Genomic DNA, 24,562 nt, shown 5'->3' with positions numbered 1-24,562 from the left:
AATCGGTTACATGCATTCCTACAGTTAAGCTTTCCACTATTGGAAAAAGTGTTTTCAAAGAGCTCAGCCATGTTTTTAAATATTGTGCAGCTCTATCCACACCCTGCTTGTTTACATAAGCTTTCAAAAGAGGATTTACATAACCAAATCAAACAGGCAACCCATAAGAATATATCTGATCAAAAAGTGGAGGAAAAAGCAGCCTTATTAATCACCGCTGCAGAGAATTCCTATTCGGCTATCAGACTGGGAGACGTCCGTTGCCAACATTTAAGGCACTATGCAATGCGCATTTTGGAACTGATGAAACAGAAAAAGGACATCATCAGACAAATGGTGGAGTTATCAAAAGAAAGGGTAGATTTTAAAGTACTCGTGTCATTTCCGGGAATCGGAGAAACCACAGCCGTAAGAATAATCGGTGAGTTAGGTGACATTCGACGCTTTAAGAATCCAAAACAGATCAATGCATACGCAGGGATTGATATTCAAAGGCACCAATCAGGGAAACTCCAGTACCAGGACCGGATTAATAAACGGGGGAACCGAAGGTTAAGGAAAATTCTCTATTTCATGGTAATGTCAATGATCTCCTTACGGGCAAAAACAAAGAATACTATCGTGGATTATTATGACCAATTAAAAAAGCAACCTCAGGGTAAGCCCCATAAGGTTGCGGCAATTGCATGCGTGAATAAGTTCCTGAAAGTCGCATTTCACCTTATTCAACATAACATCCTGTTTCATTACGAATCAGCCAAAGCTTCGTAACAGGATAGCTCCACTATAGCACATAAGACCTTGCGAAAAAACAATTATTCGTCAGGTCTATTTGGCGTATTCAATTTTATCTTTAGTGGCTCCTGTTGCTTGGAGTGGAGGCGCTCGACTCCTGCGGGAATAGCATGAGCCTTGAGACCCCGCAGGGCGCACGCCTTTTGCGACCGAGGAGGCTCAAGCCATGCCCGCGGAAAGCGAGCGCCGAAACGGAAAGCAACAGCTTGTTGACAGTGCTATGTCCATAAATATTATTTTGTATTGATAAATTATTTAGGAAAGCACTTGACTACAGGTAAGAAGCGTCCGCCTGGAGCGCTAATCAACGGTTTTGCGAAATGTCATTTTTATGTATAAAATACACAAAAAGGAAGTGTCCATCTATCGGGACACTTCCTTTTATTAATTAACCGGAACTGTAGAATCTTGCACATTTGCATCAGTCGATTTTAATATCTCGACATTCTCAATTCCTTGCTCTTCAATTTCCAACAACTTATTAAAAGAAGCGATCGCCACTTCAACTTGATTATCTTCAGGCTCTTTCGTAGTCAACAACTGAAGCCACAGTCCAGGATACCCTAAGTATTTCAATATTGGAATATTACGAAGGCTGTTCGTAAATTGTAGCACTTCAAATGAAATCCCGATCACGACAGGTATTAATAAAATACGATTCACAATCCGTAACCAGAGAGGGTCTGCTGGGACTAGGAAATAGATGAACATGCCAACAATGACAGTGAATAGCAAAAAGCTGCTGCCACAACGATAATGCAGACGTGACTGCGCCTGAACATTTTCCACGGTTAACGGTAATCCATTTTCATAAGCATTGATCACTTTATGCTCCGCCCCGTGATATTGAAACACTCGTTTAATAAGTGGTGTCATTGATATAAGTGAAATGTATATCAAAAGCAACGCCAACTTGAAAAAGCTTTCCAACAGTATTTGGGCTGTTTTTCCGGGAGCTATAAAATCCAACATTTGCGCCAAAAAGACAGGAACTAATGTGAAAGCGAATTTGCCGAACAAGAATGAAAGAACACCAACTGCCGCCACTCCTAAAACCATAGCTAACTTTGAAGACTCCTGTTCTTCCACGACCTCTTCTCCAGGCATCACATCATACCGCTCATTCGCAAACGTTAAGTGCCTTGATCCAATCCCTGCCGATTCGATTAACGCTACAATTCCACGTATTAAAGGAATTTTTTTAAGCTTCATAGGAATTGGTTTCTGTTCTGTCGGAACGTAAAAATAATCAAGTGATTCATCTTTTCGTCTAATTGCAGTGACCGTATGATTCTTGCTTCCGAACATTACTCCTTCTATAAGTGCTTGCCCACCATATGTAGGCTGTTGCTTTTTGGTCATAATTTACCCAACACCTTCTTTTTCAAGTGAGAATCGCATGACTGCGTTAACTATGATTGAAATCGAGCTTAAAAGGAAAAGCTTATCCTTTATAAGGATGACAACATCTTATCTAGTTATTGTACAAAAAACCGAACCATTACTCCACCTTTTAGGTTTAAAAAAACTTATCTTTCCCGACACTTCTTTTAAGGAGGAATCACTGATTATGAGCAAAACAATGGCTTGGACCTCATTCTTTGCGGCTTTATTTACATTAATCTCTTTAAAATTCCTGCAATTTTTTAATTTTATTAAATGGTCACCTGTTGGCTGGGCGAAGAAATGGTTAATTTTCGGGTCCAAGAATGAATATTCCAAATGGGTACTATTATTTATCATTCTTTTAATTGTTTTCGGTATTTTTTATTTGGTTTCAAAATTGACAGTCAACATTTCGCCAGCAATTACAGCACTTGTCATAAGTGTGATTTGTGCAGTTGCTCTTGAGTGGGTCATCTACTCACCATCGACGCTTTGGGAAGGCATCAAGTCGATTTCAATTCCATTCTTTTCAATAATTGCGGTTGTCAGCAGATTCGTCACTGGAACGGCCGTCTATGAGGTAAAATCTTCAATTAACTCGTAGAAATAGGTTGCGACAATGTAGCGATATGATAAAATGGGAAAGATAATGGTGAGAGGAATGGTGTGGCGGTGAAACTGCTTGTTCTGAATGGACCAAACTTGAATAGACTTGGAAAAAGGGAACCGGATATTTATGGGGCTGAGACGTTAGTGGATGTCGAACAAAAACTGCAATCCATTGCTTCCGAAAGCCTTGTGGAGCTTTTCTTTTATCAATCAAACAGTGAAGGTGCGCTGATTGATAAAATCCACGAGGCATATGACTTCGGTTACGATGGAATCATTTTTAATCCAGGTGCTTATACACATACAAGCATTGCAATAAGGGATGCTATTGCTTCGGTGGATATTCCGGTTATCGAAATCCATATCTCAAATATACATAGTCGGGAACCGTTCAGACATACTTCTTTAATCGCTCCCGTGTGCGTCGGTCAGTTATCCGGTTTTGGCACAAGCGGTTATGAGCTTGCACTCCAAGCTTTCCTTCTCCGTAGAAAAGGGGTAAAACTATGAAACTGTCAAGATTACGTGACGCATTGAAGGAAAGTGGAATTGATGCACTTTTGGTAACAAATCCTTACAACCGACGCTATATTACCGGATTTACAGGCAGTGCTGGGGTAGCTGTCGTATCCGCAGATGATGCTGTATTCATCACAGATTTCCGGTATACGGAACAAGCGGCAAAGCAGGTGCAAGGATTCCGAATCGTAAAACATGAAAAGACGCTCATTGAAGAAGTTGCTGCGCAAGTTAAAGAAATGAATGCAAAGACATTAGGTTTCGAAAAAGACAATCTAACGTTTGGTATGTATGAGATGTACAACGAAAAAGTGGACGCGGAATTAAAGGCTGTATCGGGAATTATCGAAAATCTTCGCATGGTAAAAACACCAGAAGAAATTGAAATTCTCAAGCAGGCAGCGAAAATTGCAGATGACGCTTTTGCACATATTTGTACATTCATAAAACCAGGCGTGACAGAGCTTGAAGTATCGAATGAACTGGAAATGTTCATGAGAAAACAAGGTGCTACTTCATCATCTTTCGATATAATTGTTGCTTCAGGCGAGCGTGGGGCATTGCCACATGGCGTCGCTTCGGATAAAATAATCCAGTCCGGTGAATTAGTCACTTTAGATTATGGTGCTCTTTATAAAGGCTATATTTCCGACATTACACGGACAGTTGCAGTTGGTGAGCCGTCTGAAAAAATGAAGGAAATCTACGAAGTGACACGTGTTGCGCAACAATTAGCGTTAGAACAGATCAAACCGGGTATGACTGGTATAGAGGCAGATGCGGTTGCTCGTGACTACATCAAGTCTAAGGGATATGGTGAAGCATTCGGACATTCGACTGGACATGGAATTGGACTTGAAGTCCATGAGGGACCAGGATTATCGTTCCGCTCGGAAACGGTGCTTGTTCCGAATATGGCAGTCACTGTTGAACCGGGTATTTACCTACCTGGAGTTGGCGGTGTACGTATTGAGGATGATATCATTATTACGGAAGAAGGAAATGTCCGTTTGACACATTCACCAAAAGAATTAATCATCCTATAACGAACATATTGGAGGAAACAGAATGATTTCAGTAAACGAATTTAAAACAGGTCTTACCATCGAAGTTGACGGGGATATTTATCGCGTCATCGATTTCCAACACGTTAAACCAGGAAAAGGTGCAGCATTTGTACGCTCGAAACTTCGTAATCTGCGTTCAGGTAACGTGAATGAAAAGACATTCCGCGCAGGTGAGAAAGTGGAAAAGGCTCAAATCGACAACCGTCGCATGCAATACTTATATGCAAATGGTGACGACCATGTTTTCATGGACAATGAATCTTATGATCAAATCGAACTTCCTTCTGGACAAATCGAAGAAGAATTGATGTACCTAAGAGAAAACATGGAAGTTCATATCATTTCCTACAAAGATGAAATCCTTGGCGTTGAACTACCTGCAACTGTTACTCTTGAAGTAACTGAAACAGAGCCAGGCATCAAAGGCGACACAGCAAGCGGCGGCTCAAAACCTGCAACTCTCGAAACAGGCAAAATCGTCCAAGTACCATTCTTCGTCAACGTTGGTGACAAACTAATCATCAACACAGAAGAAGGCGAATACGTATCACGAGCTTAATAAGATTTTTAATAACACTTCGTTCCTAATAGGGGAGCGAAGTGTTTTTTCATTTAAAAAGGGTCTATTTATTACTAGGGTATTCCGTTGATTGTAGCGAAAGCCGTTACGAAGAACGGCTTTTGCGAGTAAAAGCGTAGCGTTACGAGCACGTAGTAGTTAGCCCCTGCCTTAATTTCTGCAAAAAGCGCAGAAATACGGCAAATCGAACTCTTCGTGGTTCGATTGGAAACCGTCCGCCTGAAGCGAAAATCAACAGTATTAAATTCTCCATCATATTTCCCCACGCCCTTTCATAGGTTGTTACATGAAGGGGGAACCCGAATTGGAATTGAATGATTTACTAAGAATAGCCGGTATTGGATTAGTCATTGGATTTTTACATGTTTTCTTCGAACAGACCGGTAAGAAGGAGTTCTCATTCTTTCTCTTTTTTGTAGCCTATATTTATATTGCCGCCGAAATGATACGTTTCCTAAGAATTTTCTTCTTAGAAATTGCTGAGTTCTTTCAGTGGCTCTCGCTGGCATTCTAAATTATGGTTACAATCTTTCAACTGATTGTCATTTATCTCCTTCTACTAACCGTGTCATTTGTCACCAAAAGTTTACAACCGATTATCTACGCTGCAATATTTTTCATCTTTCTGTCGTATGTCGGAATGACGGTCATCGTACCTTTCGGTAAAACCTTCATGCAACTGTTCGCACCACTACCTGGTCCGTATGCGAAATTACTGATTGGAAGCGTCCTTTTATTCTATTTCTCAGAAATAATTGTAAAGCATGTTTCAGAAGCAGGGTACGAGTCAATCGCAAAAGTAGCACATTTTGCTATTAAAATCGTTATCTTAACATTTTGGCTGCCACAATTATCACTACTAATTGAAACCCTCTCAAAATTTATCATTAAATGATCGGATGAAGAATCCATGATAGCTATGCTTGAATCTGTAATCGGAACCGTACTATCCAGCTTTATCGTCGTTATCATTTCCTCATTTATGGTGTTGGTGTTAGATTTTCTTTTTCCGTCGTTCAGCAAATGGACGAGAATGTTTCTTTTTTTCATTGTGCTGACTGTTGTTATTCAACCTGCATTTGAGCATTTTCAAATGATACGAGGCATTACTCAGACGATTGCATCAATGTTCATATCAATCTATCCCTTATTAACGGCAAGTATAATTGCATCCGGAGGATCTTTCAGTATGCTGAACTTCCAGCCTGCCATGCTGTTGTTTGCGAACGGTGCAGTCATACTATCTGATAAAATCCTGATTCCTCTACTGTCAGCAACGATGCTGTTTGACATCCTATCAAGACTAAATCCTTCAATCCCTTTTACGAAGATGGCGGAATTGCTGCGGACATCCCTAATTAGCCTTGTATCCGCATTGGTTGCTGCCTATTCGATATTTATCACAGCAGGAGGGACTATATCATGGGCATTGACGGGTGTTACGAGCGAACCGATAAAGGAGCTGATCCGCCAAAACATACCACTAATTGGTTCGTTCATGACGGATAGCTTGGGGGCTATCGGACGTTATTCCTCGGGTGCAAGTGTTTTCATTGGAGCATGGCTAATTATTACAATCTGGTCTGTAGCATTATTACCAACTTTAAAGACGTTGCTTACTGGATTTCTCTATCGATGGACAGCAGCTCTGATAGAACCGTTTGCGAACGAAGAGATCACAGGCATACTCGATGACATCGGGAAAACGTTATTTGTACTTTGTGCAGTCTCCTTCCTAGTAGCATTCGCGTTCATCTATACCGCGTTATTTACAGTCATCCTTGTCAAATTGATAACAGTTGTGAGATGAAATGAGGGGTGGCTTGTTAGCGTTTTTAAGCGGATTATTGTTAATCTGCATTTTATCTTCCGTCTTGTCACTACTATTGCCTGGGGAGTTAGACGACGAATTTCTACCTCTAATGAAGATGGCGATAGGAATTTGGATCATTCATTCCATCACTATATTTTTTGGTCATAGCCTCTTCTGAACAAGCATATCATGCAACATAGATGACACGAACCATATCCGGCTCGAAAGAATGAAATGGTGATGATATGCAAAAACCAAAAAGAAAACTTCATATGCTCTTCATCGGAACGCTACTCGCGATCCTCATAATTTTCATCAATTCTACAATTGGTTCGATGGGAGGGGAGTCAAAGAAAGGGGAGGAGAGTCGAGAGGTTTCTGCACTTGAACAAGCATTGATGAAAATCGAAGGTATTGGGGAAGTGTTCATCTACCCACATTATCATGAGAAAGATGAGTCAAGCCCATTAACAGATTACTTTTCAGTATCCGGCACCAAGTCTCAAAAACAGAACCCGTTGCAAGGGATCCTAGTCGTTGCGGAAGGTGCGGACAATCCCATGACGAAGAACAAAATAAAACGAATCTTGTCGGCGGTTCTCCAATTGCCTGAACATCGGATTGTCGTCGAGGAAATGAAAAAAAGGGGGATTTACGTTGAAAGCGAATAAAAGAACTGTCTGGTTTTTAACTTTACTAAGTCTCGTAGCGGTAATTTCAATATACTACTTGAAAAAGGAAGCACCAATGGATTTAGATGCAATGGCAATTTTCGGTGATAATGACAAAGGTACAGTTTCAAAGCCGGATACCGAAAGTGCAACAAAACCTGTCTATGCGGATTCAATGCTGTTTGAAGAAATGAGAATGACAGCGATGCACGAAAGAAGCAGCCTGAAAGATCAATTGACATCAAAAATGCTATCTGCAGATTTGTCAGCGGAAGATAAAATAGCGGCATATGAGGAAATGAATGAACTCATTAAACAAACATCTGCAGAGGAAATGATGGAGATTCAAATTAAAGCACTTGGGTATCCCGATGCTTTTGTAAGAATGGAAAACGGCAAGGTTACTGTCAAGGTCGTAGCAGAAGATGGACATTCTTCTAAAATGGCAGCTGAAATTACACAATACGTAATGACGAGCTGGGAAAATGCACGTGTCGTCCAGGTCGACTTTATGGAATAACTCTTCGATTAGGCCCTAAAAGGGTCTTTTTCTTATTAACCGACTCTTTTTCGAAGCAAATCGACTATATCTATTTCATTATGTATGAAAAACGTCTAAAATAGGTGTAGTACAGAAAAAATTAGAGTCAGGAGAATTGTCAATGTTGAAAATTCAAGAAATCCGAGAAATCATTAAACTAATCGATCAATCCTCAATTGAAAAATTTACATTTGAATCAGAAGGCACGAAGATAAAATTGGAAAAAGGTAGTTCGAGTGCACAAGTGCATCCGGAACAGAAAAATGTGGAATCTGTTCAACAAACAGCACCGGCAGTGCAAGCAGTGAAGCAAGAAGAGCCTAAACAAGAAAAAGTTGACACAACAAACAACGAGACTTCATCGAACTCACCTGCCGCAGAAGTTGACCCTTCTTTACACAAGATTACATCTCCGATGGTCGGCACATTTTATCAGTCTTCATCCCCGGATGCACCTGCTTATGTGAAAAAAGGTGATTCCGTCAGCCCAGAGAAAATTGTTTGTATCGTTGAAGCGATGAAGCTCTTCAATGAAATCGAAGCTGAAGTATCCGGAGAAATCGTGGAGATTCTTGTGGAAGACGGTCAATTGGTCGAATACGGACAACCTCTCTTCCTTGTCAAACAAAACTGAGGGGAGTTGCAGTAATGAAAAAAGTATTGATAGCTAATCGTGGAGAGATTGCAGTACGAATCATCCGCGCATGTAAAGAAATGGATATTAAAACGGTGGCAGTCTATTCGGAAGCGGATCGGGAGGCTCTCCATGTCGAGCTTGCGGACGAAGCTTATTGCATCGGCCCGAAACTTTCGAAAGATAGCTACTTGAACTTTTCAAATATTATTAGCGTTGCAAAATTGACTGGCTGTGATGGAATTCATCCGGGCTATGGCTTCCTTGCTGAAAATGCAAGTTTTGCCGAGCTTTGTGAAGAAGTGAATATTGAATTCATTGGGCCAACTGCCGAAGCGATTTCAAAAATGGGAACAAAAGACGTCGCGCGGGAAACGATGAAAAAAGCTGGCGTGCCGATTGTTCCAGGGTCCGATGGAATTGTTGAAGATGAGGTTGAAGGCCTTAAAGTAGCTAAAGAAATTGGTTTCCCGGTCATCATAAAAGCAACTGCCGGTGGTGGTGGTAAGGGAATCCGTGTAGCAAGGGATGAAGATGAGCTTGTAAAAGGCATTAAGATCACTCAAAAGGAAGCTGCAGCTGCATTTGGTAATCCAGGAGTGTATCTCGAGAAATATATAGAGATTTTCCGTCACGTTGAAGTTCAAGTTCTTGCGGATAAGTATGGCAATACCATCCATTTGGGCGAACGTGATTGCTCTATTCAAAGAAGGATGCAAAAGCTTGTTGAAGAAGCTCCCTCACCTGCATTAACCCCTAAAATCAGGGAGCAGATGGGTGAGGCAGCAGTAAAAGCCGCTCAAGCTGTAAATTACCGTGGAGCAGGAACTGTTGAATTCATTTTCGATCATATTAATCAAAAGTTCTATTTCATGGAAATGAACACACGTATCCAGGTCGAACACCCTGTTACAGAGATGATTACAGGAATAGATTTAATCCAACAGCAATTAAAAGTTGCTGCAGGTGAAAAATTGGCATTCCGTCAAAAGGATATTAAATTCAACGGATGGGCAATCGAATGCCGTATCAATGCCGAAAATCCATCCAAAAACTTCATGCCGTCCCCAGGAAAAGTAACAATGTATATGCCTCCAGGCGGATATGGCGTAAGGGTGGACTCGGCTGTGTATACCGGCTATTCAATCCCGCCTTTCTATGATTCCATGGTTGCAAAACTGATCGTCCATGCCGATACGCGTGAGGAAGCTGTAGCAAGGATGAAACGTGCACTAGACGAATTCATCATCGAAGGCGTAGAAACAACAGTACCTTTCCATTACAATTTGATGAATCATGAAGTATTCAAATCCGGCGACTTCGATACTAAATTTCTTGAGAAACATTCTGTAATGGAATAAGTTTAATTCTAGATATTGGGAGGAGAAGTGGAATGGCTGACAAGACAAATCCTTCACTTGCTGGAATGAGCTCAAATGGAGACGCGGTCAAAGGACGCGTCCAGTTAGCTCCTGAAGTCTTAGAAGTAATTATTGGCATTGCTACGAACGAAGTAGAAGGTGTCGCAACAACAAAAGGTAATTTCGCAACAGGTGTTGCAGAGAAATTTGGAAAAGTGTTTCATGGAAAAGGCGTAAAAACGGACTGGGTTGAAGACAAACTCATCGTCGATGTCTATTGTGTTGTCCAATATGGCTACTCAATCCCGACAGTAGCAACAGAAATTCAAAAACAAATCCGCCATACAGTATTCAACATGACTTCACTCGAAACTAAAGAAGTAAATGTCCATGTAACAGGTATCGATTTTGATGTAACGGATGATAACGAATGACATGAAAAGCATCGTCCCTAGGATGGTGCTTTTCAACTTGTCCTGCTATATCTTCATCGACAAATTATGCTATGATAAATCCCAAGAGATATAGTAGCGAAGGAGACAAATGTATGAAACGAAGAGAAGCACGTGAAAAAGCGATCCAAACCCTTTTTCAGTTGGATAACACAGAAATGTCAATAGAAGAAGCTATTACGTATATCACTGAAAGCCCGATTGACCCTTTCTATGAATCACTTGTCAAAGGAACTACAGAACATCGTGATGAAATCGATGCAGTACTTGCTGACCAACTTGAAAATTGGTCACTTGACCGGTTGCCGAAGATTGAAAGGACAGTCCTCAGACTAGCTGTTTATGAACTTCTCTATCATGAAGATGTACCACATCGAGTCGTTCTAAACGAGGCAATTGAGCTTTGTAAGCAATTTGGGGATGAAAAATCCGGGCGTTTTGTTAACGGTGTTCTATCTAAATTTGAAGAAAAATAAAAGACTCACGTGGAGGGGAAATAGATGGCTGGTCAATTGATAAGTGGTGTAGCAATCGGAAAAGAACTCAGAGAGGAAATAAAGCAGGGAGTCGGCAAATTGGCAGCTTCCGGTATAACGCCGGGCCTCGCAGTAATTCTCGTCGGAGACAATTCCGCATCACAGACTTATGTAAAAAATAAAGAGAAATCCAGTGTGGAAGTCGGTATGAAATCTGAAGTGATTAAATTGCCGGAAACCATTACTGAAAAGGAACTTTTAGACAAAGTGGATGAGTTGAATAACGATGAGTCCATCCATGGAATTTTAGTTCAATTGCCTTTACCTGAACATATCAATGAAGATTTAGTCATCCAAATGATAGACCCCGAGAAGGATGTTGATGGTTTCCACCCTCAAAATGTCGGTAAAATGATGATTGGACAAGAGACATACCTTCCGTGCACACCTCATGGAATCCTGGAAATGCTTCAGCGTACAGGCGTTGAAATTGCAGGGAAACATGTGGTTGTGATCGGAAGAAGTAATATCGTTGGTAAACCAATGGGGCAATTGTTGCTTCAAAAAGACGCCACGGTAACATATTGCCATTCCAGAACGAAGGATCTTGCATCATTTACTAAACAAGCGGATATTCTGATTGTTGCAATCGGCCGTGCTAAATTTGTAACGGACGAGCATGTAAAAGAAGGTGCAGTTGTCATTGATGTCGGTATGAACCGTGACGAAAATGGCAAATTATGCGGTGATGTGGATTTTGAAAAAGTGAAAGAAGTAGCATCTGCTATTACCCCTGTACCAGGTGGAGTAGGTCCGATGACAATTACAATGCTTTTGAAAAATACACTGCAAAGCGCTATAAAAAAAGCGAAACAATAAATTAGATACTGGACGCTGTTTTTCAAAGGGAAAGACAGCGTTTATATTCGTTTGCGATTCGGGGGTGAGAATGATGAGTGAAAATCCTTATTTATCGGTATATACATTAACGAAATACATAAAACGGAAATTTGAGGCGGATCCATATCTACGGAATGTACTTGTAAAAGGAGAACTATCCAATGTAAAGATCCATCCAAGTGGGCATATTTATTTTACATTGAAGGATGATAAAAGCAGAATTCAGTCTGCCATGTTCCGGTCCGCTGCAAACTCGCTCAAGTTTAAACCTGAAGAAGGGATGAATGTCCTTATCACAGGTGATGTGAACGTTTTCGAAGCAAGTGGCCAATATCAACTTTACGTCCAAACAATGCAACCTGATGGTGTCGGTGCTCTATATCTTGCATACGAACAACTCAAAAAGGAGTTGGCTAAAGAAGGCCTTTTCGATGCACGTTGGAAGCAGAGATTGCCTTTGCTACCAAGGAAAATTGGTGTCATAACTGCACAATCCGGAGCTGCAATCAGGGATATCTGTTCGACTATCCAACGTCGTTATCCACTAGCTGAGATCTGCTTGTTCCCTGCTATCGTGCAAGGTCCTCAAGCAGCCCCTTCCATAGTAGATGCAATCAGTTTAGCGGAGTCAAACGGGTCAATTGATGTATTGATAATCGGTCGTGGTGGGGGCTCCATCGAAGATTTATGGGCATTTAATGAAGAGTCAGTCGCTAGGGCAATCTTTTCATGCCGCATACCGATTATTAGTGCTGTCGGTCATGAAACGGATACGACAATAGCTGATTTTGTCGCAGATATGAGAGCGCCTACACCGACGGCTGCAGCAGAACTAGCGGTTCCTTCGCGTGAAGAATTGTTTGAAAGGATATTGGAGCGGAAACGCTCAATCTATAAGTCGTTTTCCCATCAAATAAAACAAGAGAGAAAACGGCTGACAACTTATCAGCAATCGTACCCATTACAATTTCCTGAAAGACTTTACCGTCCTTTCACTGAAAAATTAGGTGGCCTCGACGACAGACTATTAAGAAGTAAAAATGATATTACTGTAAATCGAAAGGCCAACCATGAGCGATTGGAAAGAATGCTATCGTTCTATTCCCCGATTCAGCGAATAAAAGAGGAGAGCAGAAATATTGATTTGTTTAGTGAAAGACTGACTCGAACGATGCAAATAGAGATGCAAAAAAACTCCAATAAATTCAACTCCATTATTAGAATGCTTAAGGCGTTAAACCCGTTAGATGTCATGGACCGTGGATTTTCCATTGTTTATAAAGAAGGAAATGTAGTCAATTCCATAGAAAACCTTGAAGTTGGCGGAACAGTGCAAGTCCGTATGCAGGACGGCACGCTGGAAGCGGACATCAAGTCAATCATGCTTAAATACAAGGAGGATAATTTGAATGAGCAATGAAACACTCCGATTCGAAGAAGCGATGTCTAAATTAGAAGACATTGTTCAGAAGTTGGAATCAGGTGAAGTCCCTTTGGAAGATGCCATTACACTCTATAAGGAGGGAATGGAGCTTTCTGCATATTGCCACGGTAAATTGCAGGATGCAGAAGAGCAACTAATTACTATTATTGATAAAGAAGGGAAGCCAGCACCATTTAATCCGGCGAAAGGTCAAGAGCCCAATGAATAATGATCTTCAGAAATTCATTTCAGAAAAAACACCAATAATTGATGCGGAAATGAAACGATTAATCGCATCGGAAAATTCACCATCCAACTTGAAGGAGTCAATGCTTTACTCTGTCAATGCCGGAGGGAAGCGAATTAGACCACTTCTTGTTCTTGCGGTATTAGATGATTTTGGGAAAGAGGCTTCGGAAGATGGACTGAAAGTTGCTTGTGCAGCTGAACTCATCCATACATATTCACTCATCCATGATGACCTACCGTGCATGGATGATGACGATTTCAGAAGAGGCAAACCGACGAACCATAAAGTATTTGGGGAGGCGACTGCAGTTCTTGCTGGAGATGCCCTGCAGACGATTGCTTTTGGAATCCTTACATCTTTACAACATACCAGTCATGAAAAGGTTATTCGCCTCATTGCCCTTTTAGCAAATGCATCGGGTGCAAATGGCATGGTCGGTGGACAAGTGCTTGATATGGAAGGCGAGTCAACTTCCTTGACACTTACCGAGCTTGAAGAAGTGCACCGAAATAAGACGGGTGCTTTACTGTCATTCTGTATTGAAGCTGGTGCAATTCTTGCCGGAGCAGATGAAGAAGAATTAAAACAACTGCGTGAATATGCGACTAACATCGGGCTTGCCTTTCAAATCCAAGATGATATTCTTGATGTCACTTCAACTACGGAGCAGCTTGGAAAGACTGCAAATAGTGATACTGCAAGCGATAAGTCTACTTATCCATCGCTCTTAGGTCTTGAAGGTGCTAAGCAACAGCTTGAGAAGTATCACCAAAACGCAATTCAAAGCCTAACTTTGATAAAAAAAGAAAACTCCATGTTAAAACATTTCGCCGACTATATCGTCAGTAGAAATGCATGATCTTTTCACAATGTATATAGCCAGTTATGCGGATTTTCGCCAAAAAGTTTCTATTGAAGAGCCTTCTTGATATAATGAAAACAATCCTGACGCAAACGTGGCAATTAAATAATGAAGGTGTGTGATAGTAGTGGATCTCACTCAAATAGCAAATCCGTCGTTCTTGAAAAAAATGAATAAAGAAAAAATGACGGAATTGGCAATGGAAATCCGGAAATTCCTTATTCATAACCTGTCTACGACGGGTGGTCATATTGGGCCTAACTTAGGCGTGGTTGAATTGACAATCGCTTTGCATAAACTGTTTGATAGCCCGAAAGATAAAATTATCTGGGATGTTGGACATCAAGCATATGTGCATAAGATTTTAACCGGACGCGCAGGTCAATTTGACACATTACGTCAATACAAAGGATTGTGCGGATTCCCGAAAATGTCTGAAAGCGAGCATGACGTGTGGGAGACGGGCCATAGTTCAACATCTCTTTCTGCAGCAATGGGTATGGCGGCTGCAAGAGATATGCAAGGCGGCACAAACTTTGTCGTGCCAATCATCGGAGATGGCGCATTGACAGGCGGTATGGCTTTGGAAGCTCTAAATCATATAGGCCATCTGAAGACGAATATGATCGTCGTTCTAAATGATAATGAAATGTCAATCGCGCCTAATGTTGGCGCGCTGCATGCAATACTTGGAAAATTAAGGACAGCAGGAAAGTATAATAGCGCCAAGGATGAATTGGAATATATTCTAAAACGAATTCCGGCTGTCGGTGGTAAGGTCGCAGCGGCTGCTGAACGGGTAAAAGACAGCTTGAAGTATCTACTCGTCTCCGGAGTGTTTTTCGAGGAGCTTGGATTTACTTATCTTGGGCCGATTGACGGACATGATTTCAATGATTTAGAAAGAAACATCCAATACGCAAAAAAAATGGAAGGTCCAGTCCTTCTTCATGTAATTACGAAAAAGGGAAAGGGATATAGACCTGCTGAGAACGATAAAATCGGAACATGGCATGGAACTGGTCCTTATAAGATCGAAACAGGAGATTTTGTGAAATCCCCGACAAATGCTCCTTCATGGAGTGGACTCGTTGCTGAAACGGTTAGGAAAATTGCTCGGGAAGATAAACGCGTGGCAGCTATTACACCGGCAATGCCTGTCGGTTCTAAACTGGAATCATTCGCGGCAGAATTCCCAGATCGCTTCTTTGATGTTGGAATTGCAGAACAGCATGCTGCAACGATGGCAGGTGGTTTAGCGACCCAAGGCATGAAACCGTTTTTAGCAATCTACTCGACATTCTTGCAGCGTGCGTACGACCAAGTGTTGCATGATATAACTCGTCAGAAACTGAATGTGTTTATTGGAATAGATCGTGCTGGCCTTGTAGGAGCTGATGGAGAAACCCATCAAGGCGTATTTGACATTGCATTTTTGCGTCATATGCCTAATATTGTCATCATGATGCCAAAAGATGAAAACGAAGGGCAACATATGGTGAAAACTGCGTTAAGTTATGATGATGGCCCGATTGCCTTGCGATATCCACGAGGAAACGGTCTTGGTGTTCCTATGGATGAAAATCTGAAGATCATTCCGATTGGAACATGGGAAATACTTCGTGAAGGAACAGACGGAACAATCTTGACATTTGGAACAACAATTCCGATGGCGCTTGAGGCGGCAGAAACACTTTCTCGAAAAGGAATCCATGTAAAAGTGGTAAACGCAAGGTTCATTAAACCGCTTGATACGGAAATGTTAGAAGAGATTTTCGAGCATGGCAAACCAATCGTAACAATCGAGGAGGCTGTTTTGGCTGGTGGATTTGGAAGCGCAGTTCTCGAATATGCACATGACTTAGGAATGTCCCACATCTCTATTAGCCGGATAGGTATTCCGGATGAATACATCGAGCATGGAAGTGTAGATAGATTACTAGAGGAAATTGACTTGACTTGCGAAAATGTTGTTGAAACTATGGAGAAGGCAGTCGCCCAATCCGTCGTTGCGAGGGAAATTGTATGACAAACGGTCAACAGAAAGAGCGTGTCGATGTCCTGCTTGTCCAAAGAGGTTTAGCGGAAACAAGGGAACAAGCGAAGCGCTCAATAATGGCGGGAATTGTTTTTTCCGCTGAAACAAGGTTAGACAAACCCGGTGAGAAGATCAAGATTGACGCCCCTTTGATGGTGAAAGGGGCTGTTTTGAAATATGTAAGTCGTGGCGGTTTGAAACTGGAAAAGGCATTAGAGCTTTTTGATATGACAGTAGATGGAAAAATTGTTTTGGATATCGGCTCATCCACTGGCGGTTTTACCGATTGTGCCCTACAAAATGGGGCCAAGCATTGTTATGCGTTGGACGTCGGGACTAATCAGCTTGCTTGGAAGATACGAAGCAACGAACGGGTTACCGTGATGGAGAAAACAAATTTTAGACATGCCACGCCTGAGCTCTTTAAAGACGGAGTTCCACAGGTTGCAACTATTGATGTTTCATTCATCTCATTGACATTAATCTTGCCTCCACTAAAGCAAATACTTGCCGACGGCGGAGATGTCGTTGCACTTGTTAAACCACAATTTGAAGCAGGTAAAGACAAAGTTGGGAAAAAAGGCATCGTAAGGGACAAATCTGTACATTTGGAAGTATTGCAAAAAATTGCGGATGCTTCCTTGAATGAAGGCTTTTCACTCCAAGGTATATCGTATTCTCCAGTTACTGGGGGGGAAGGGAATATCGAATTCCTTTACCATTTAAAATCTGTGAGTGAACCGGTCCCTCAGTATGATGAGTCTGCATTTAATTCATTAATCGAAGAGGCTCATAATACCTTTCTGTAACTTGCAAGGATAATTTGACATTGGAGTGATTGTAATGAATAAGGGACAACGGCATTTACGGATCCGTGAGATTATATCGAATTATGAAGTTGAAACTCAGGATCAGCTTGTTGATAAGTTAAAAAGTTCAGGAGTGGATGTTACACAGGCGACTGTTTCACGTGATATTAAGGAATTACATCTTATAAAAGTTCCCTTGCCTGATGGTCGTTACAAATATAATCTCCCGACATCCAATAAATTCAATACTGAAGAAAAGCTTAGTCGTATGTTGACGGATGCATTCGTCAGTGTAGATAGCGCGAGTCATTTTATCATTCTGAAGACATTGCCAGGAAATGCGCATGCTGTCGGTTCCCTCATCGACAATTTGGGCTGGGAAGAAATGCTTGGAACAATTTGCGGGGATGATACTTGCATGATCATTTGCAGGGATGAGTCGCTTACTATTGAAGTGAAAGAAAGGCTTTTAGCATTAATCTAAGCCTGACCGTTCAATAAAGGAGGCTCGAATTTGAATGTTAAGTGAACTATCCATTCGAAACTTTGCCATTATCGACCAACTTGAAGTGTCTTTTGAAGAAGGGTTGACTGTTTTAACAGGTGAAACAGGTGCTGGAAAGTCGATTATCATCGATGCCGTTCAACTACTTGTAGGTGGGAGAGGCTCTCAGGAGTTTATTCGCCATGGGGCTAATAAGGCTGAGTTGGAAGGTATGTTTATCATTGAGGATGAACATCACCCCATCTACGAAAAGTTGAATGACTTTGGAATAGAGTACGAGGATGGCAATATAATACTTCGGCGTGATCTCAATTTGAATGGCAAGACAACATGCAGGGTAAACGGAAAACTTGTGACAATCGCAAGTTTACGTGAAATTGGTGCACAACTCATAGATATCCATGGTCAACATGATAATCAAGAACTTATGCATGAGAGAAGGCATATTCACCTTTTAGATCAATTTGCAGGACAGCCCTTATTTGAGGCGCATAAAAATTATCGTGATATCTATGATCGATATGTTAAATTAAAGCGTAGACTTGAGACTGCCAATGAGAATGAACAACAGGTTGCACAGCGTATTGACCTTTATTCTTTCCAGTTAAAAGAAATTGATGCGGCAGAATTGGTAATTGGTGAAGAGGAAGAACTTGAAGAGGAAAAGCTTAAACTCCATCATTTCAATCGGCTTTTTGAAAGGTTGAATACTGCTTATGAATCCATTGGTGGAGACAATCATGCATTGGATTGGGTTGGCTCTGCAATGAGCGATCTTGAAGATGCCGCCTCTATTGATAAAGACCTTTCATCCCAGTCAGAAATTATTTCGTCGTGTTTCTATTCACTTCAGGATGTTTCTCATGAATTGAAAAGCTTGATTGATAGTATGGAATTTGACCCTATGAGGCTATCTTTTGTAGAAGACCGTCTTGCCCTGCTTCTATCATTGAAAAGGAAATATGGTACAACGATAGAGGATATTCTCATTTATCGGGAAAAAATTTCTGATGAATTGGATCAATTGCTGAACCGAGATGCACGCATTGTTAAAGAACAAGAAAAACTTGACCAGCTGAAAAAAGATTTGGAAATCGAGGCGAACGAGTTATCCATTATTAGGAAACAAGCTGCAGTTAAACTGGAAACAGCGATTATGCAGCAGTTAAAAGAACTGCATATGGAGAAATCGGATTTTAAGGTTTCCATTACTAGGAAACCGGCAAATGTGTTTGACAGCAATGGAATTGATGAAGTCGTTTTCCTCATTTCAACAAATGTTGGAGAACCTTTAAAACAGCTTGTCAAAATCGCTTCCGGCGGTGAATTATCGCGGATTATGTTAGCGTTGAAAACAATTTTTTCAAAACATCAAGGAATTACTTCAATTATTTTTGATGAGGTAGATACTGGTGTAAGTGGGAGAGTCGCACAAGCGATTGCTGATAAAATTTCAATGATTGCAGTCAATTCCCAAGTGCTTTGTATTTCACATCTTCCTCAAGTAGCTGCTATGGCCGATCATCATGTTTTGATCAAAAAAGTAGTAAATGATAATCGAACGACAACAAGTGTAACGGAAATAATTGATCTTCAACGAACGAAAGAATTATCAAGGATGCTTTCCGGCGCGGAAATAACGCCACTTACTTTGCAACATGCGGACGAGTTACTATCCATGGCAGAAACAAGAAAATCATCTTTTCGCTGATGTTTTTAACAAAAAGTTCTATGAGAAAAAATTATATATAACGAATAAATTACGCATACTTACTGTATGCGTTTTTTCTTGTTTTAACCTCTCATAAGATCCGTCTTAACGGACATACCAATAGTATCTTTCCACTGAGGAGGTGAACCATGGGATGGAGTAGACGACTGTTGTCCGTTTCGTTTGCCACGCTTTTGTTAGTACTGCCTTTCAACGAGAAAATATCGGCAACTTCCAGAGATTATGTCATTCCAATGGGACATTCAATTGGTATTCAAATGGATTTGTCCGGTGTTTACATTACGAATGACGTTCTTGTTCAGGAAGATTATTGGTTGAAGGCGGGAGATTCCATTACCAAAATGGATGGGATTCCTGTCGTAAATCTGAAGGATTTCGAAAAAGCAGTTGGCAAGGCAAAAAAGGGTCAAATCCACATGAATATCAATCGAAAGGGAACTTCGATTGAAATACAAGCGGATGGGGATGCGGTAAAACGTCTCCTTCCATTCCTTAAAGATCGAACAGAGGGAACAGGAACTTTAACATATGTTGACCCGAATAGTGGAACATATGGCGCCCTTGGCCATCAGATTGTCGATAGCTCCTTAAAATCACCACCATCCTTCAAAAAAGGCGCGATTTACCTCTCTGAAATTGAGCAGATTAAGAAAAGTATTCCAGGTACTCCGGGTTACAAGATATCTTCAATTATTGATGGTGAAGATTATCTTGGCACAATTAAAACAAATGGCGTTTATGGAATTTTCGGCAACTGGAATGTTGCCTATAAGAAAGTTTTAGCTGAGCCGCTTGAAATTATGCAGCCCACGGAATTACAGACTGGGGCAGCGGAAATTTTTACAACCGTAAAAGGGACGGAAGTCGAGAAATTCTCCATCCGAATCACGCAAATCGAAGAGGATCAGTTCCAATTTGTGCTAACTGATCCCGGATTGTTAGAAGCGACAGGTGGCATTTTGCAGGGAATGAGTGGAAGTCCGGTTATTCAAAATGGAAAATTTGTTGGTGCTATCACCCATATGTTTGTGGACGAACCGAAGAAAGGTGCCGGTTTGTTTTTGGTGACAATGCGTGATGGAGAAAACAAATAATTCCAATGTAAAAGGTCAATCCTTTATGGATTGGCCTTTTTTTTGCGTTTAAATCCGGCTTCAGGCGGCATCGGATTTCGTCGAATTTTGGGGAAACTGTAATTCAATAGACGCATTTTTGAATTAATTAAAGGAAAGTTGAATCCTGTGTCGAATTTTTACTATACATCAGTTTGCTATCATGCGAAAAATGTATCAAAGGGATAGGCATGGAAAAAATAAGTAGGGGGAATTATGGGATGATGAAAGTGAAGATTGCAATTGCGGATGATAATAAGGAACTTGTTAAAACGATGACTGCTTATTTTAGGCAACATCCGGACCTTGAAGTGATTTGGTCTGCTCATAACGGCAAAGTTTGTCTATCCATGCTTGAAGAAAACAAACCGGATTTGTTGCTTCTTGATATAATTATGCCGCATTTGGATGGAATTGCGGTTCTGGAAACGATAAAGGCAAATCCAGAAGTGTCGGATATGCATATAATAATGCTGACAGCCTTTGGTCAAGAGGATGTAATGGCGCAAGCAGGTAGCCTTGGTGCATCTTACTTCATGTTGAAGCCATTCGAATTCGATCGGTTAATCACGCAAATACACCAAGTCGCTGGTACCCAGAAACAAGTTCGGCCAAATATCCAGGCACCGAAACAAGAAGTGGAAGAGACCGGTATGACACAGCGTGCGCTCGATACTACCATAACCGCCATCATCAAAGAAATCGGCGTTCCCGCACATATTAAGGGATACGCTTTTTTAAGGGAAGCGATTCAAATGGTCTACACAGACAATGATTTGCTTGGTTCAGTGACAAAAGTTCTTTATCCGGATATTGCAGAAAGATATAAAACAACCCCTTCACGAGTGGAAAGAGCAATTCGACATGCAATCGAAGTTGCATGGAACAGAGGTAATTACGATACAATTTCCAAAATATTTGGCTACACAGTGCATCATTTAAAAAGTAAACCGACAAATAGTGAGTTTATCGCAATGATTGCAGATAAAATCAGGCTTGAAAATGTAGCTGTTTGAACTTATACTAATTTCTTAATCGGACACAGGCCATTGCCTGTGTCCTTTTCTACAAATAGCCTCTCAATAATCCCAGACTATTCGATTCGGTCATGTTGAGTAAAAAAATGAAAGGTGTTTTGAAATTGGCAATTGAATCCCCAAATTATAGGCCACTTGTATTTGCACATAGAGGTGCATCAGGCGTTTGTTTTGAAAATACGATGAGTGCATTCAAGGAAGCATTGAGGCAAGGAGCAGACGGTATTGAGTTGGATGTACAGCTTACAGCTGATGGTGTACCGGTAATTATACATGATAAGGATTTGAACAGAGTTGCTGGAATTCGGAATCCTGTTTCTACCTTGACTCTTAGTGAATTAAAGGAAGTTAAAGTTGGCCGGAAGTTTTTTAGGAAATTCAATGGACATCAAATCCCAACATTGAGCGAAGTCGTTTCGTTTTGCGCCATAAATCATCTTGCATTGAATATCGAATTGAAAGAAACAGTGTCGGAAAGACCTGAATACCTCCGAGACATCCTTGATATGGCTCTTCTTTTGGATCAAGTGCACATTTCGTCATTTGATGCAGGAATACTTGAACAAGTAAAGATGATGGAACCTTCTCTTGAAATTGCGTTTCTTGTGAAAAAGAAAACGACGGACTGGGATGATTTAGGGAAATATAAATTCGCGGATGGATTTCATTTATCGAAAAGTCTCATGCAAGAACCGTATTTGAGTAAGTTGAAAAATAGCGGGAAGATATTAAGGGTTTACGGAGTGACGGGAAAGGAAGATAGCGTACTCAATCCTTCTCCGTCGATAATCGGCTGGATCACTGATTACCCAGGTAGGTTCACATAAAAATGAAAAAAGGACATCGGTGATTAATGCCGATGTCCTTTTTTTGTTATTTGAATCTTTCTTGTACCCGTCCTTTTCGCCTATCCCGGCGTAAAAGAAAACCTGCAAAAAATGCAAGACCGGCACCGAACATGAGTAAGCCGATGACAAATTGTAGCCAAATGAATGGAAATGGACTAAAAAGAATGCCAAACAGTGAATCCCGCATTAACTTAATGCCGCCGGCTGTTATTAAAATAGGTATTAAAAGAACGACGAAAGCCGCCATACGCGCCATATTATCAATCTCCTTAACAATTTTTATTTTACCCGCTCAACAAATATTGTCAAGAACAGTGCAATCGTGTATGATGAAAATAGATTTGCAAAAGATTGCATGGTGTTAAAAGGAGAATGAATATCCTTGCAAAATGTTCTTTTAATCGACCTAATGAAAGCTAATGATCAATTTTTTCGTAGGTTTCAAACAGAGATGGATAGGCAACGTTTGATATTCAATTCAATTGATGAAGGTATGATTGGAATCGATTGCGAGGGAATTATTGATTTCATAAATGAAAGCGCTTGCAGAATGTTAGAAGTTTCTGATTTCAACGCAATTGGCAAATCGATTTTCAACATAATTCCCGAAAGTAAATTAATTAGAGTACTTAATTCTGGAAAAGCAGAACTGAATGACGAATTGGTTCTCCCGAATGGCCTGGCAATCATTAGCTCACGTTACCCACTTATTTCAGCCACCGGGGAAACGTTTGGCGCGTTTGCGGTGTTCAAAGATGTATCCGAAGTGGTCAAATTGGCTGAGGAAATTACAGACTTGAAATCAATAAAGACCATGCTTGAAGCGATTATTCAGTCGAGTGATGACGCAATTTCGGTAGTAGATGAAAAGGGGAATGGCGTTCTCGTCAATCGGGCATATACAAGGATTACAGGCTTGTCCGAAGACGAAGTGATTGGAAAACCTGCTACTGTCGATATTAACGAAGGTGAAAGCATCCATATGAAAGTCTTACAGACGCAAAAGCCGATTCGTGGAGTCAATATGCGAATAGGTGAAGATAACAGGGATGTAATTGTTAATGTTGCGCCTATTATTGTCAATAAGCAGATGAAAGGCAGTGTTGGTGTCATACATGACATTACAGAAATGCGGAATCTTATGAAAGAACTTGATGTGGCTAAGCAAATCATCCGAAAATTGGAGTCGACATTTACATTTGCTGATATCCACGGAAACTCTCCGGATATTCGTTTAGCGATTGATCAGGCGAAAATTGCAGCTCGATCTGATATTCCGGTTTTATTACGAGGTGAGCCCGGATCGGGTAAAGAGTTGTTTGCGAATGCCATCCATAGTGAAAGTAGCAGGAAAATCCATAAATTCATCCGCGTAAATTGTAGTGCGATTGACCCTTCCATCATCGAAATGGAGTTATTTGGGGAAGGTGGGAAGCAGAACAGCGGCAAACCTGTTAAACAAGGTTTATTTGAAGAAGCGGCTGAAGGCAGTATTTTCCTTGATGAAATTACTGATCTGCCACATATTGTACAATTAAGGTTATTGGGTCACTTGAAACAAAGATCAATCCAAATGAATGAACAAGATGATTTGAAATCCGTTCGAATCATTGCAGCAACTTCTAAAAACTTGGAAAAAGCAATTCATGAAGGATCCTTCAATATTGATTTGTACTACGCATTAAATCGGTTTACCATTCAAATCCCTTCGTTGAGAACGAGGAAGGCTGACATTCCTGAAATCGCACTTCAATTATTGAGGAAATTAAATCAAGAATTCGGGATGAATGTCGAGAAGATATCAGATGAAGCGATGAATCGACTACGGCAATATGAATGGCCCGGAAACGTTCGTGAACTTGAAAATGTGTTGAGTCGTGCGATGATTTACATAGAGCCAGGCTCGACTATTATCCGAGAAGATGATACAAGAAGGTCCCTCTTTACGAATGAGTTCAAAACAAGTGAGGAGTTCCTTCCTGAGAAGAGTACACTCGCCTCAGTTATGGATGATTACGAACGATCAGTTCTTGAAAAAGCTCTTGAAGAGCATAATGGCAATAAATCATTGACAGCGAATCGGCTTGGTATTTCCTTGCGCTCCTTATATTACAAACTAGAGAAATTCAAACTTATCTGAAG

Annotated in this window: 28 protein-coding genes; 26 read left to right on the top strand and 2 right to left on the bottom strand. The window is 40.9% G+C overall.

Going from position 1 to position 24,562, the window contains the following annotated elements; translation table 11 throughout:
* Nucleotides 1-771: transposase (locus P5G49_RS09860; protein WP_301243522.1), on the top strand; the 771-nt coding region annotated here is incomplete at its 5' end.
* Between the two features lie 408 nt (nt 772-1,179).
* Here P5G49_RS09860 and P5G49_RS09855 read toward each other — a convergent pair.
* Nucleotides 1,180-2,157 (bottom strand): DUF1385 domain-containing protein, encoded by a 978-nt coding sequence (locus tag P5G49_RS09855; protein ID WP_301243521.1) that lies wholly within the window; start codon nt 2,155-2,157, stop codon nt 1,180-1,182.
* Nucleotides 2,158-2,365: 208 nt separating this feature from the next.
* Between P5G49_RS09855 and P5G49_RS09850 the strand changes: the two genes are divergently transcribed.
* From P5G49_RS09850 to P5G49_RS09735, 24 genes are all read left to right on the top strand, one after another.
* Nucleotides 2,366-2,785, top strand: coding sequence for a hypothetical protein (locus P5G49_RS09850; protein ID WP_301243520.1), 420 nt, complete (start codon nt 2,366-2,368; stop codon nt 2,783-2,785).
* Nucleotides 2,786-2,853: 68 nt separating this feature from the next.
* A complete protein-coding gene (aroQ, locus tag P5G49_RS09845; protein ID WP_301243535.1) occupies nt 2,854-3,300 on the top strand; it encodes a type II 3-dehydroquinate dehydratase in 447 nt (148 codons plus the stop codon).
* Nucleotides 3,297-4,355, top strand: a complete 1,059-nt coding sequence (locus P5G49_RS09840) for a M24 family metallopeptidase (protein ID WP_301243519.1) — start codon at nt 3,297-3,299, stop codon at nt 4,353-4,355. Before aroQ ends, P5G49_RS09840 begins: the two co-directional genes overlap by 4 nt.
* Before the next feature lie 22 nt (nt 4,356-4,377).
* Nucleotides 4,378-4,935 (top strand): elongation factor P, encoded by a 558-nt coding sequence (gene efp, locus P5G49_RS09835; protein ID WP_301243518.1) that lies wholly within the window; start codon nt 4,378-4,380, stop codon nt 4,933-4,935.
* A 325-nt stretch (nt 4,936-5,260) separates the two neighbouring features.
* The gene (locus tag P5G49_RS09830; RefSeq protein ID WP_301243517.1) at nt 5,261-5,470 is read left to right on the top strand and encodes a SpoIIIAC/SpoIIIAD family protein; all 210 of its coding nucleotides are present in this window, start codon (nt 5,261-5,263) and stop codon (nt 5,468-5,470) included.
* Nucleotides 5,471-5,473: 3 nt separating this feature from the next.
* On the top strand, nt 5,474-5,851 hold the full coding sequence (locus P5G49_RS09825) for a SpoIIIAC/SpoIIIAD family protein (protein WP_301243516.1): 378 nt from the start codon (nt 5,474-5,476) through the stop codon (nt 5,849-5,851).
* A gap of 15 nt (nt 5,852-5,866) precedes the next feature.
* Nucleotides 5,867-6,766 carry a stage III sporulation protein AE gene (locus P5G49_RS09820; protein WP_301243514.1) on the top strand — a complete coding sequence of 300 codons (900 nt, stop codon included), beginning with the start codon at nt 5,867-5,869 and terminating at the stop codon, nt 6,764-6,766.
* A gap of 248 nt (nt 6,767-7,014) precedes the next feature.
* Nucleotides 7,015-7,440, top strand: coding sequence for a hypothetical protein (locus P5G49_RS09815; RefSeq protein ID WP_301243513.1), 426 nt, complete (start codon nt 7,015-7,017; stop codon nt 7,438-7,440).
* Nucleotides 7,427-7,960, top strand: coding sequence for a SpoIIIAH-like family protein (locus P5G49_RS09810; protein ID WP_301243512.1), 534 nt, complete (start codon nt 7,427-7,429; stop codon nt 7,958-7,960). The genes P5G49_RS09815 and P5G49_RS09810 overlap by 14 nt, the downstream gene beginning before the upstream one ends.
* Before the next feature lie 142 nt (nt 7,961-8,102).
* Nucleotides 8,103-8,615, top strand: a complete 513-nt coding sequence (accB, locus tag P5G49_RS09805; protein ID WP_301243511.1) for an acetyl-CoA carboxylase biotin carboxyl carrier protein — start codon at nt 8,103-8,105, stop codon at nt 8,613-8,615.
* Nucleotides 8,616-8,629: 14 nt separating this feature from the next.
* Complete coding sequence (gene accC / locus P5G49_RS09800; protein WP_301243510.1) at nt 8,630-9,976, top strand: acetyl-CoA carboxylase biotin carboxylase subunit; 1,347 nt, start codon at nt 8,630-8,632, stop codon at nt 9,974-9,976.
* 32 nt (nt 9,977-10,008) lie between these two features.
* Nucleotides 10,009-10,410, top strand: coding sequence for an Asp23/Gls24 family envelope stress response protein (locus P5G49_RS09795; RefSeq protein WP_301243508.1), 402 nt, complete (start codon nt 10,009-10,011; stop codon nt 10,408-10,410).
* Between the two features lie 113 nt (nt 10,411-10,523).
* Nucleotides 10,524-10,904 carry a transcription antitermination factor NusB gene (gene nusB, locus P5G49_RS09790; protein WP_301243506.1) on the top strand — a complete coding sequence of 127 codons (381 nt, stop codon included), beginning with the start codon at nt 10,524-10,526 and terminating at the stop codon, nt 10,902-10,904.
* Between the two features lie 24 nt (nt 10,905-10,928).
* On the top strand, nt 10,929-11,783 hold the full coding sequence (gene folD, locus P5G49_RS09785) for a bifunctional methylenetetrahydrofolate dehydrogenase/methenyltetrahydrofolate cyclohydrolase FolD (RefSeq protein ID WP_301243504.1): 855 nt from the start codon (nt 10,929-10,931) through the stop codon (nt 11,781-11,783).
* A gap of 73 nt (nt 11,784-11,856) precedes the next feature.
* Nucleotides 11,857-13,224, top strand: a complete 1,368-nt coding sequence (gene xseA / locus P5G49_RS09780) for an exodeoxyribonuclease VII large subunit (protein WP_301243503.1) — start codon at nt 11,857-11,859, stop codon at nt 13,222-13,224.
* A complete protein-coding gene (gene xseB / locus P5G49_RS09775) occupies nt 13,214-13,456 on the top strand; it encodes an exodeoxyribonuclease VII small subunit (RefSeq protein ID WP_301243502.1) in 243 nt (80 codons plus the stop codon). Before xseA ends, xseB begins: the two co-directional genes overlap by 11 nt.
* Nucleotides 13,449-14,336, top strand: coding sequence for a polyprenyl synthetase family protein (locus P5G49_RS09770; RefSeq protein ID WP_301243500.1), 888 nt, complete (start codon nt 13,449-13,451; stop codon nt 14,334-14,336). Before xseB ends, P5G49_RS09770 begins: the two co-directional genes overlap by 8 nt.
* Nucleotides 14,337-14,466: 130 nt before the next feature.
* Nucleotides 14,467-16,368: a 1-deoxy-D-xylulose-5-phosphate synthase gene (dxs, locus tag P5G49_RS09765; RefSeq protein WP_301243498.1), complete on the top strand. Its 1,902-nt coding sequence runs from the start codon at nt 14,467-14,469 to the stop codon at nt 16,366-16,368.
* Nucleotides 16,365-17,186 (top strand): TlyA family RNA methyltransferase, encoded by an 822-nt coding sequence (locus tag P5G49_RS09760; protein ID WP_301243496.1) that lies wholly within the window; start codon nt 16,365-16,367, stop codon nt 17,184-17,186. The genes dxs and P5G49_RS09760 overlap by 4 nt, the downstream gene beginning before the upstream one ends.
* 34 nt (nt 17,187-17,220) lie before the next feature.
* On the top strand, nt 17,221-17,670 hold the full coding sequence (ahrC, locus tag P5G49_RS09755) for a transcriptional regulator AhrC/ArgR (protein ID WP_301243495.1): 450 nt from the start codon (nt 17,221-17,223) through the stop codon (nt 17,668-17,670).
* Nucleotides 17,671-17,704: 34 nt separating this feature from the next.
* Nucleotides 17,705-19,402, top strand: a complete 1,698-nt coding sequence (gene recN / locus P5G49_RS09750) for a DNA repair protein RecN (RefSeq protein ID WP_301243493.1) — start codon at nt 17,705-17,707, stop codon at nt 19,400-19,402.
* Between the two features lie 149 nt (nt 19,403-19,551).
* Entirely contained in the window at nt 19,552-20,517 is a 966-nt protein-coding gene (locus P5G49_RS09745; RefSeq protein ID WP_301243491.1) for a SpoIVB peptidase S55 domain-containing protein, read from the top strand.
* 239 nt (nt 20,518-20,756) lie between these two features.
* Nucleotides 20,757-21,551: a sporulation transcription factor Spo0A gene (gene spo0A, locus P5G49_RS09740; protein ID WP_301243489.1), complete on the top strand. Its 795-nt coding sequence runs from the start codon at nt 20,757-20,759 to the stop codon at nt 21,549-21,551.
* Between the two features lie 125 nt (nt 21,552-21,676).
* The gene (locus P5G49_RS09735; RefSeq protein WP_301243487.1) at nt 21,677-22,399 is read left to right on the top strand and encodes a glycerophosphodiester phosphodiesterase; all 723 of its coding nucleotides are present in this window, start codon (nt 21,677-21,679) and stop codon (nt 22,397-22,399) included.
* Between the two features lie 46 nt (nt 22,400-22,445).
* Here P5G49_RS09735 and P5G49_RS09730 read toward each other — a convergent pair whose 3' ends face one another.
* Nucleotides 22,446-22,676 carry a DUF2627 domain-containing protein gene (locus tag P5G49_RS09730; RefSeq protein WP_301243485.1) on the bottom strand — a complete coding sequence of 77 codons (231 nt, stop codon included), beginning with the start codon at nt 22,674-22,676 and terminating at the stop codon, nt 22,446-22,448.
* Nucleotides 22,677-22,802: 126 nt separating this feature from the next.
* On the opposite strand from P5G49_RS09730, the gene P5G49_RS09725 reads away from it, so the two are divergent.
* Nucleotides 22,803-24,560, top strand: a complete 1,758-nt coding sequence (locus P5G49_RS09725; protein WP_301243483.1) for a sigma-54 interaction domain-containing protein — start codon at nt 22,803-22,805, stop codon at nt 24,558-24,560.
* Nucleotides 24,561-24,562 lie beyond the last annotated feature (2 nt).

It is taken from the genome of Sporosarcina highlanderae (genome assembly GCF_030433715.1).
GTDB lineage: Bacteria > Bacillota > Bacilli > Bacillales_A > Planococcaceae > Sporosarcina > Sporosarcina highlanderae.
The sequence above is the reverse complement of the archived record's forward strand: the minus strand, read 5'-3'. Positions and strand labels throughout refer to the sequence as shown.

What these genes read in the sequence shown, in the direction of transcription:
- P5G49_RS09855 (WP_301243521.1), bottom strand. Translation starts at nt 2,157, where the DNA reads ATGACCAAAAAGCAACAGCCTACATATGGTGGGCAAGCACTTATAGAA.
- P5G49_RS09850 (WP_301243520.1), top strand. Translation starts at nt 2,366, where the DNA reads ATGAGCAAAACAATGGCTTGGACCTCATTCTTTGCGGCTTTATTTACA.
- P5G49_RS09840 (WP_301243519.1), top strand. Translation starts at nt 3,297, where the DNA reads ATGAAACTGTCAAGATTACGTGACGCATTGAAGGAAAGTGGAATTGAT.
- efp (WP_301243518.1), top strand. Translation starts at nt 4,378, where the DNA reads ATGATTTCAGTAAACGAATTTAAAACAGGTCTTACCATCGAAGTTGAC.
- P5G49_RS09825 (WP_301243516.1), top strand. Translation starts at nt 5,474, where the DNA reads ATGGTTACAATCTTTCAACTGATTGTCATTTATCTCCTTCTACTAACC.
- P5G49_RS09820 (WP_301243514.1), top strand. Translation starts at nt 5,867, where the DNA reads ATGATAGCTATGCTTGAATCTGTAATCGGAACCGTACTATCCAGCTTT.
- P5G49_RS09815 (WP_301243513.1), top strand. Translation starts at nt 7,015, where the DNA reads ATGCAAAAACCAAAAAGAAAACTTCATATGCTCTTCATCGGAACGCTA.
- accB (WP_301243511.1), top strand. Translation starts at nt 8,103, where the DNA reads ATGTTGAAAATTCAAGAAATCCGAGAAATCATTAAACTAATCGATCAA.
- accC (WP_301243510.1), top strand. Translation starts at nt 8,630, where the DNA reads ATGAAAAAAGTATTGATAGCTAATCGTGGAGAGATTGCAGTACGAATC.
- P5G49_RS09795 (WP_301243508.1), top strand. Translation starts at nt 10,009, where the DNA reads ATGGCTGACAAGACAAATCCTTCACTTGCTGGAATGAGCTCAAATGGA.
- nusB (WP_301243506.1), top strand. Translation starts at nt 10,524, where the DNA reads ATGAAACGAAGAGAAGCACGTGAAAAAGCGATCCAAACCCTTTTTCAG.
- folD (WP_301243504.1), top strand. Translation starts at nt 10,929, where the DNA reads ATGGCTGGTCAATTGATAAGTGGTGTAGCAATCGGAAAAGAACTCAGA.
- xseA (WP_301243503.1), top strand. Translation starts at nt 11,857, where the DNA reads ATGAGTGAAAATCCTTATTTATCGGTATATACATTAACGAAATACATA.
- xseB (WP_301243502.1), top strand. Translation starts at nt 13,214, where the DNA reads ATGAGCAATGAAACACTCCGATTCGAAGAAGCGATGTCTAAATTAGAA.
- P5G49_RS09770 (WP_301243500.1), top strand. Translation starts at nt 13,449, where the DNA reads ATGAATAATGATCTTCAGAAATTCATTTCAGAAAAAACACCAATAATT.
- P5G49_RS09760 (WP_301243496.1), top strand. Translation starts at nt 16,365, where the DNA reads ATGACAAACGGTCAACAGAAAGAGCGTGTCGATGTCCTGCTTGTCCAA.
- ahrC (WP_301243495.1), top strand. Translation starts at nt 17,221, where the DNA reads ATGAATAAGGGACAACGGCATTTACGGATCCGTGAGATTATATCGAAT.
- recN (WP_301243493.1), top strand. Translation starts at nt 17,705, where the DNA reads ATGTTAAGTGAACTATCCATTCGAAACTTTGCCATTATCGACCAACTT.
- P5G49_RS09745 (WP_301243491.1), top strand. Translation starts at nt 19,552, where the DNA reads ATGGGATGGAGTAGACGACTGTTGTCCGTTTCGTTTGCCACGCTTTTG.
- spo0A (WP_301243489.1), top strand. Translation starts at nt 20,757, where the DNA reads ATGATGAAAGTGAAGATTGCAATTGCGGATGATAATAAGGAACTTGTT.
- P5G49_RS09730 (WP_301243485.1), bottom strand. Translation starts at nt 22,676, where the DNA reads ATGGCGCGTATGGCGGCTTTCGTCGTTCTTTTAATACCTATTTTAATA.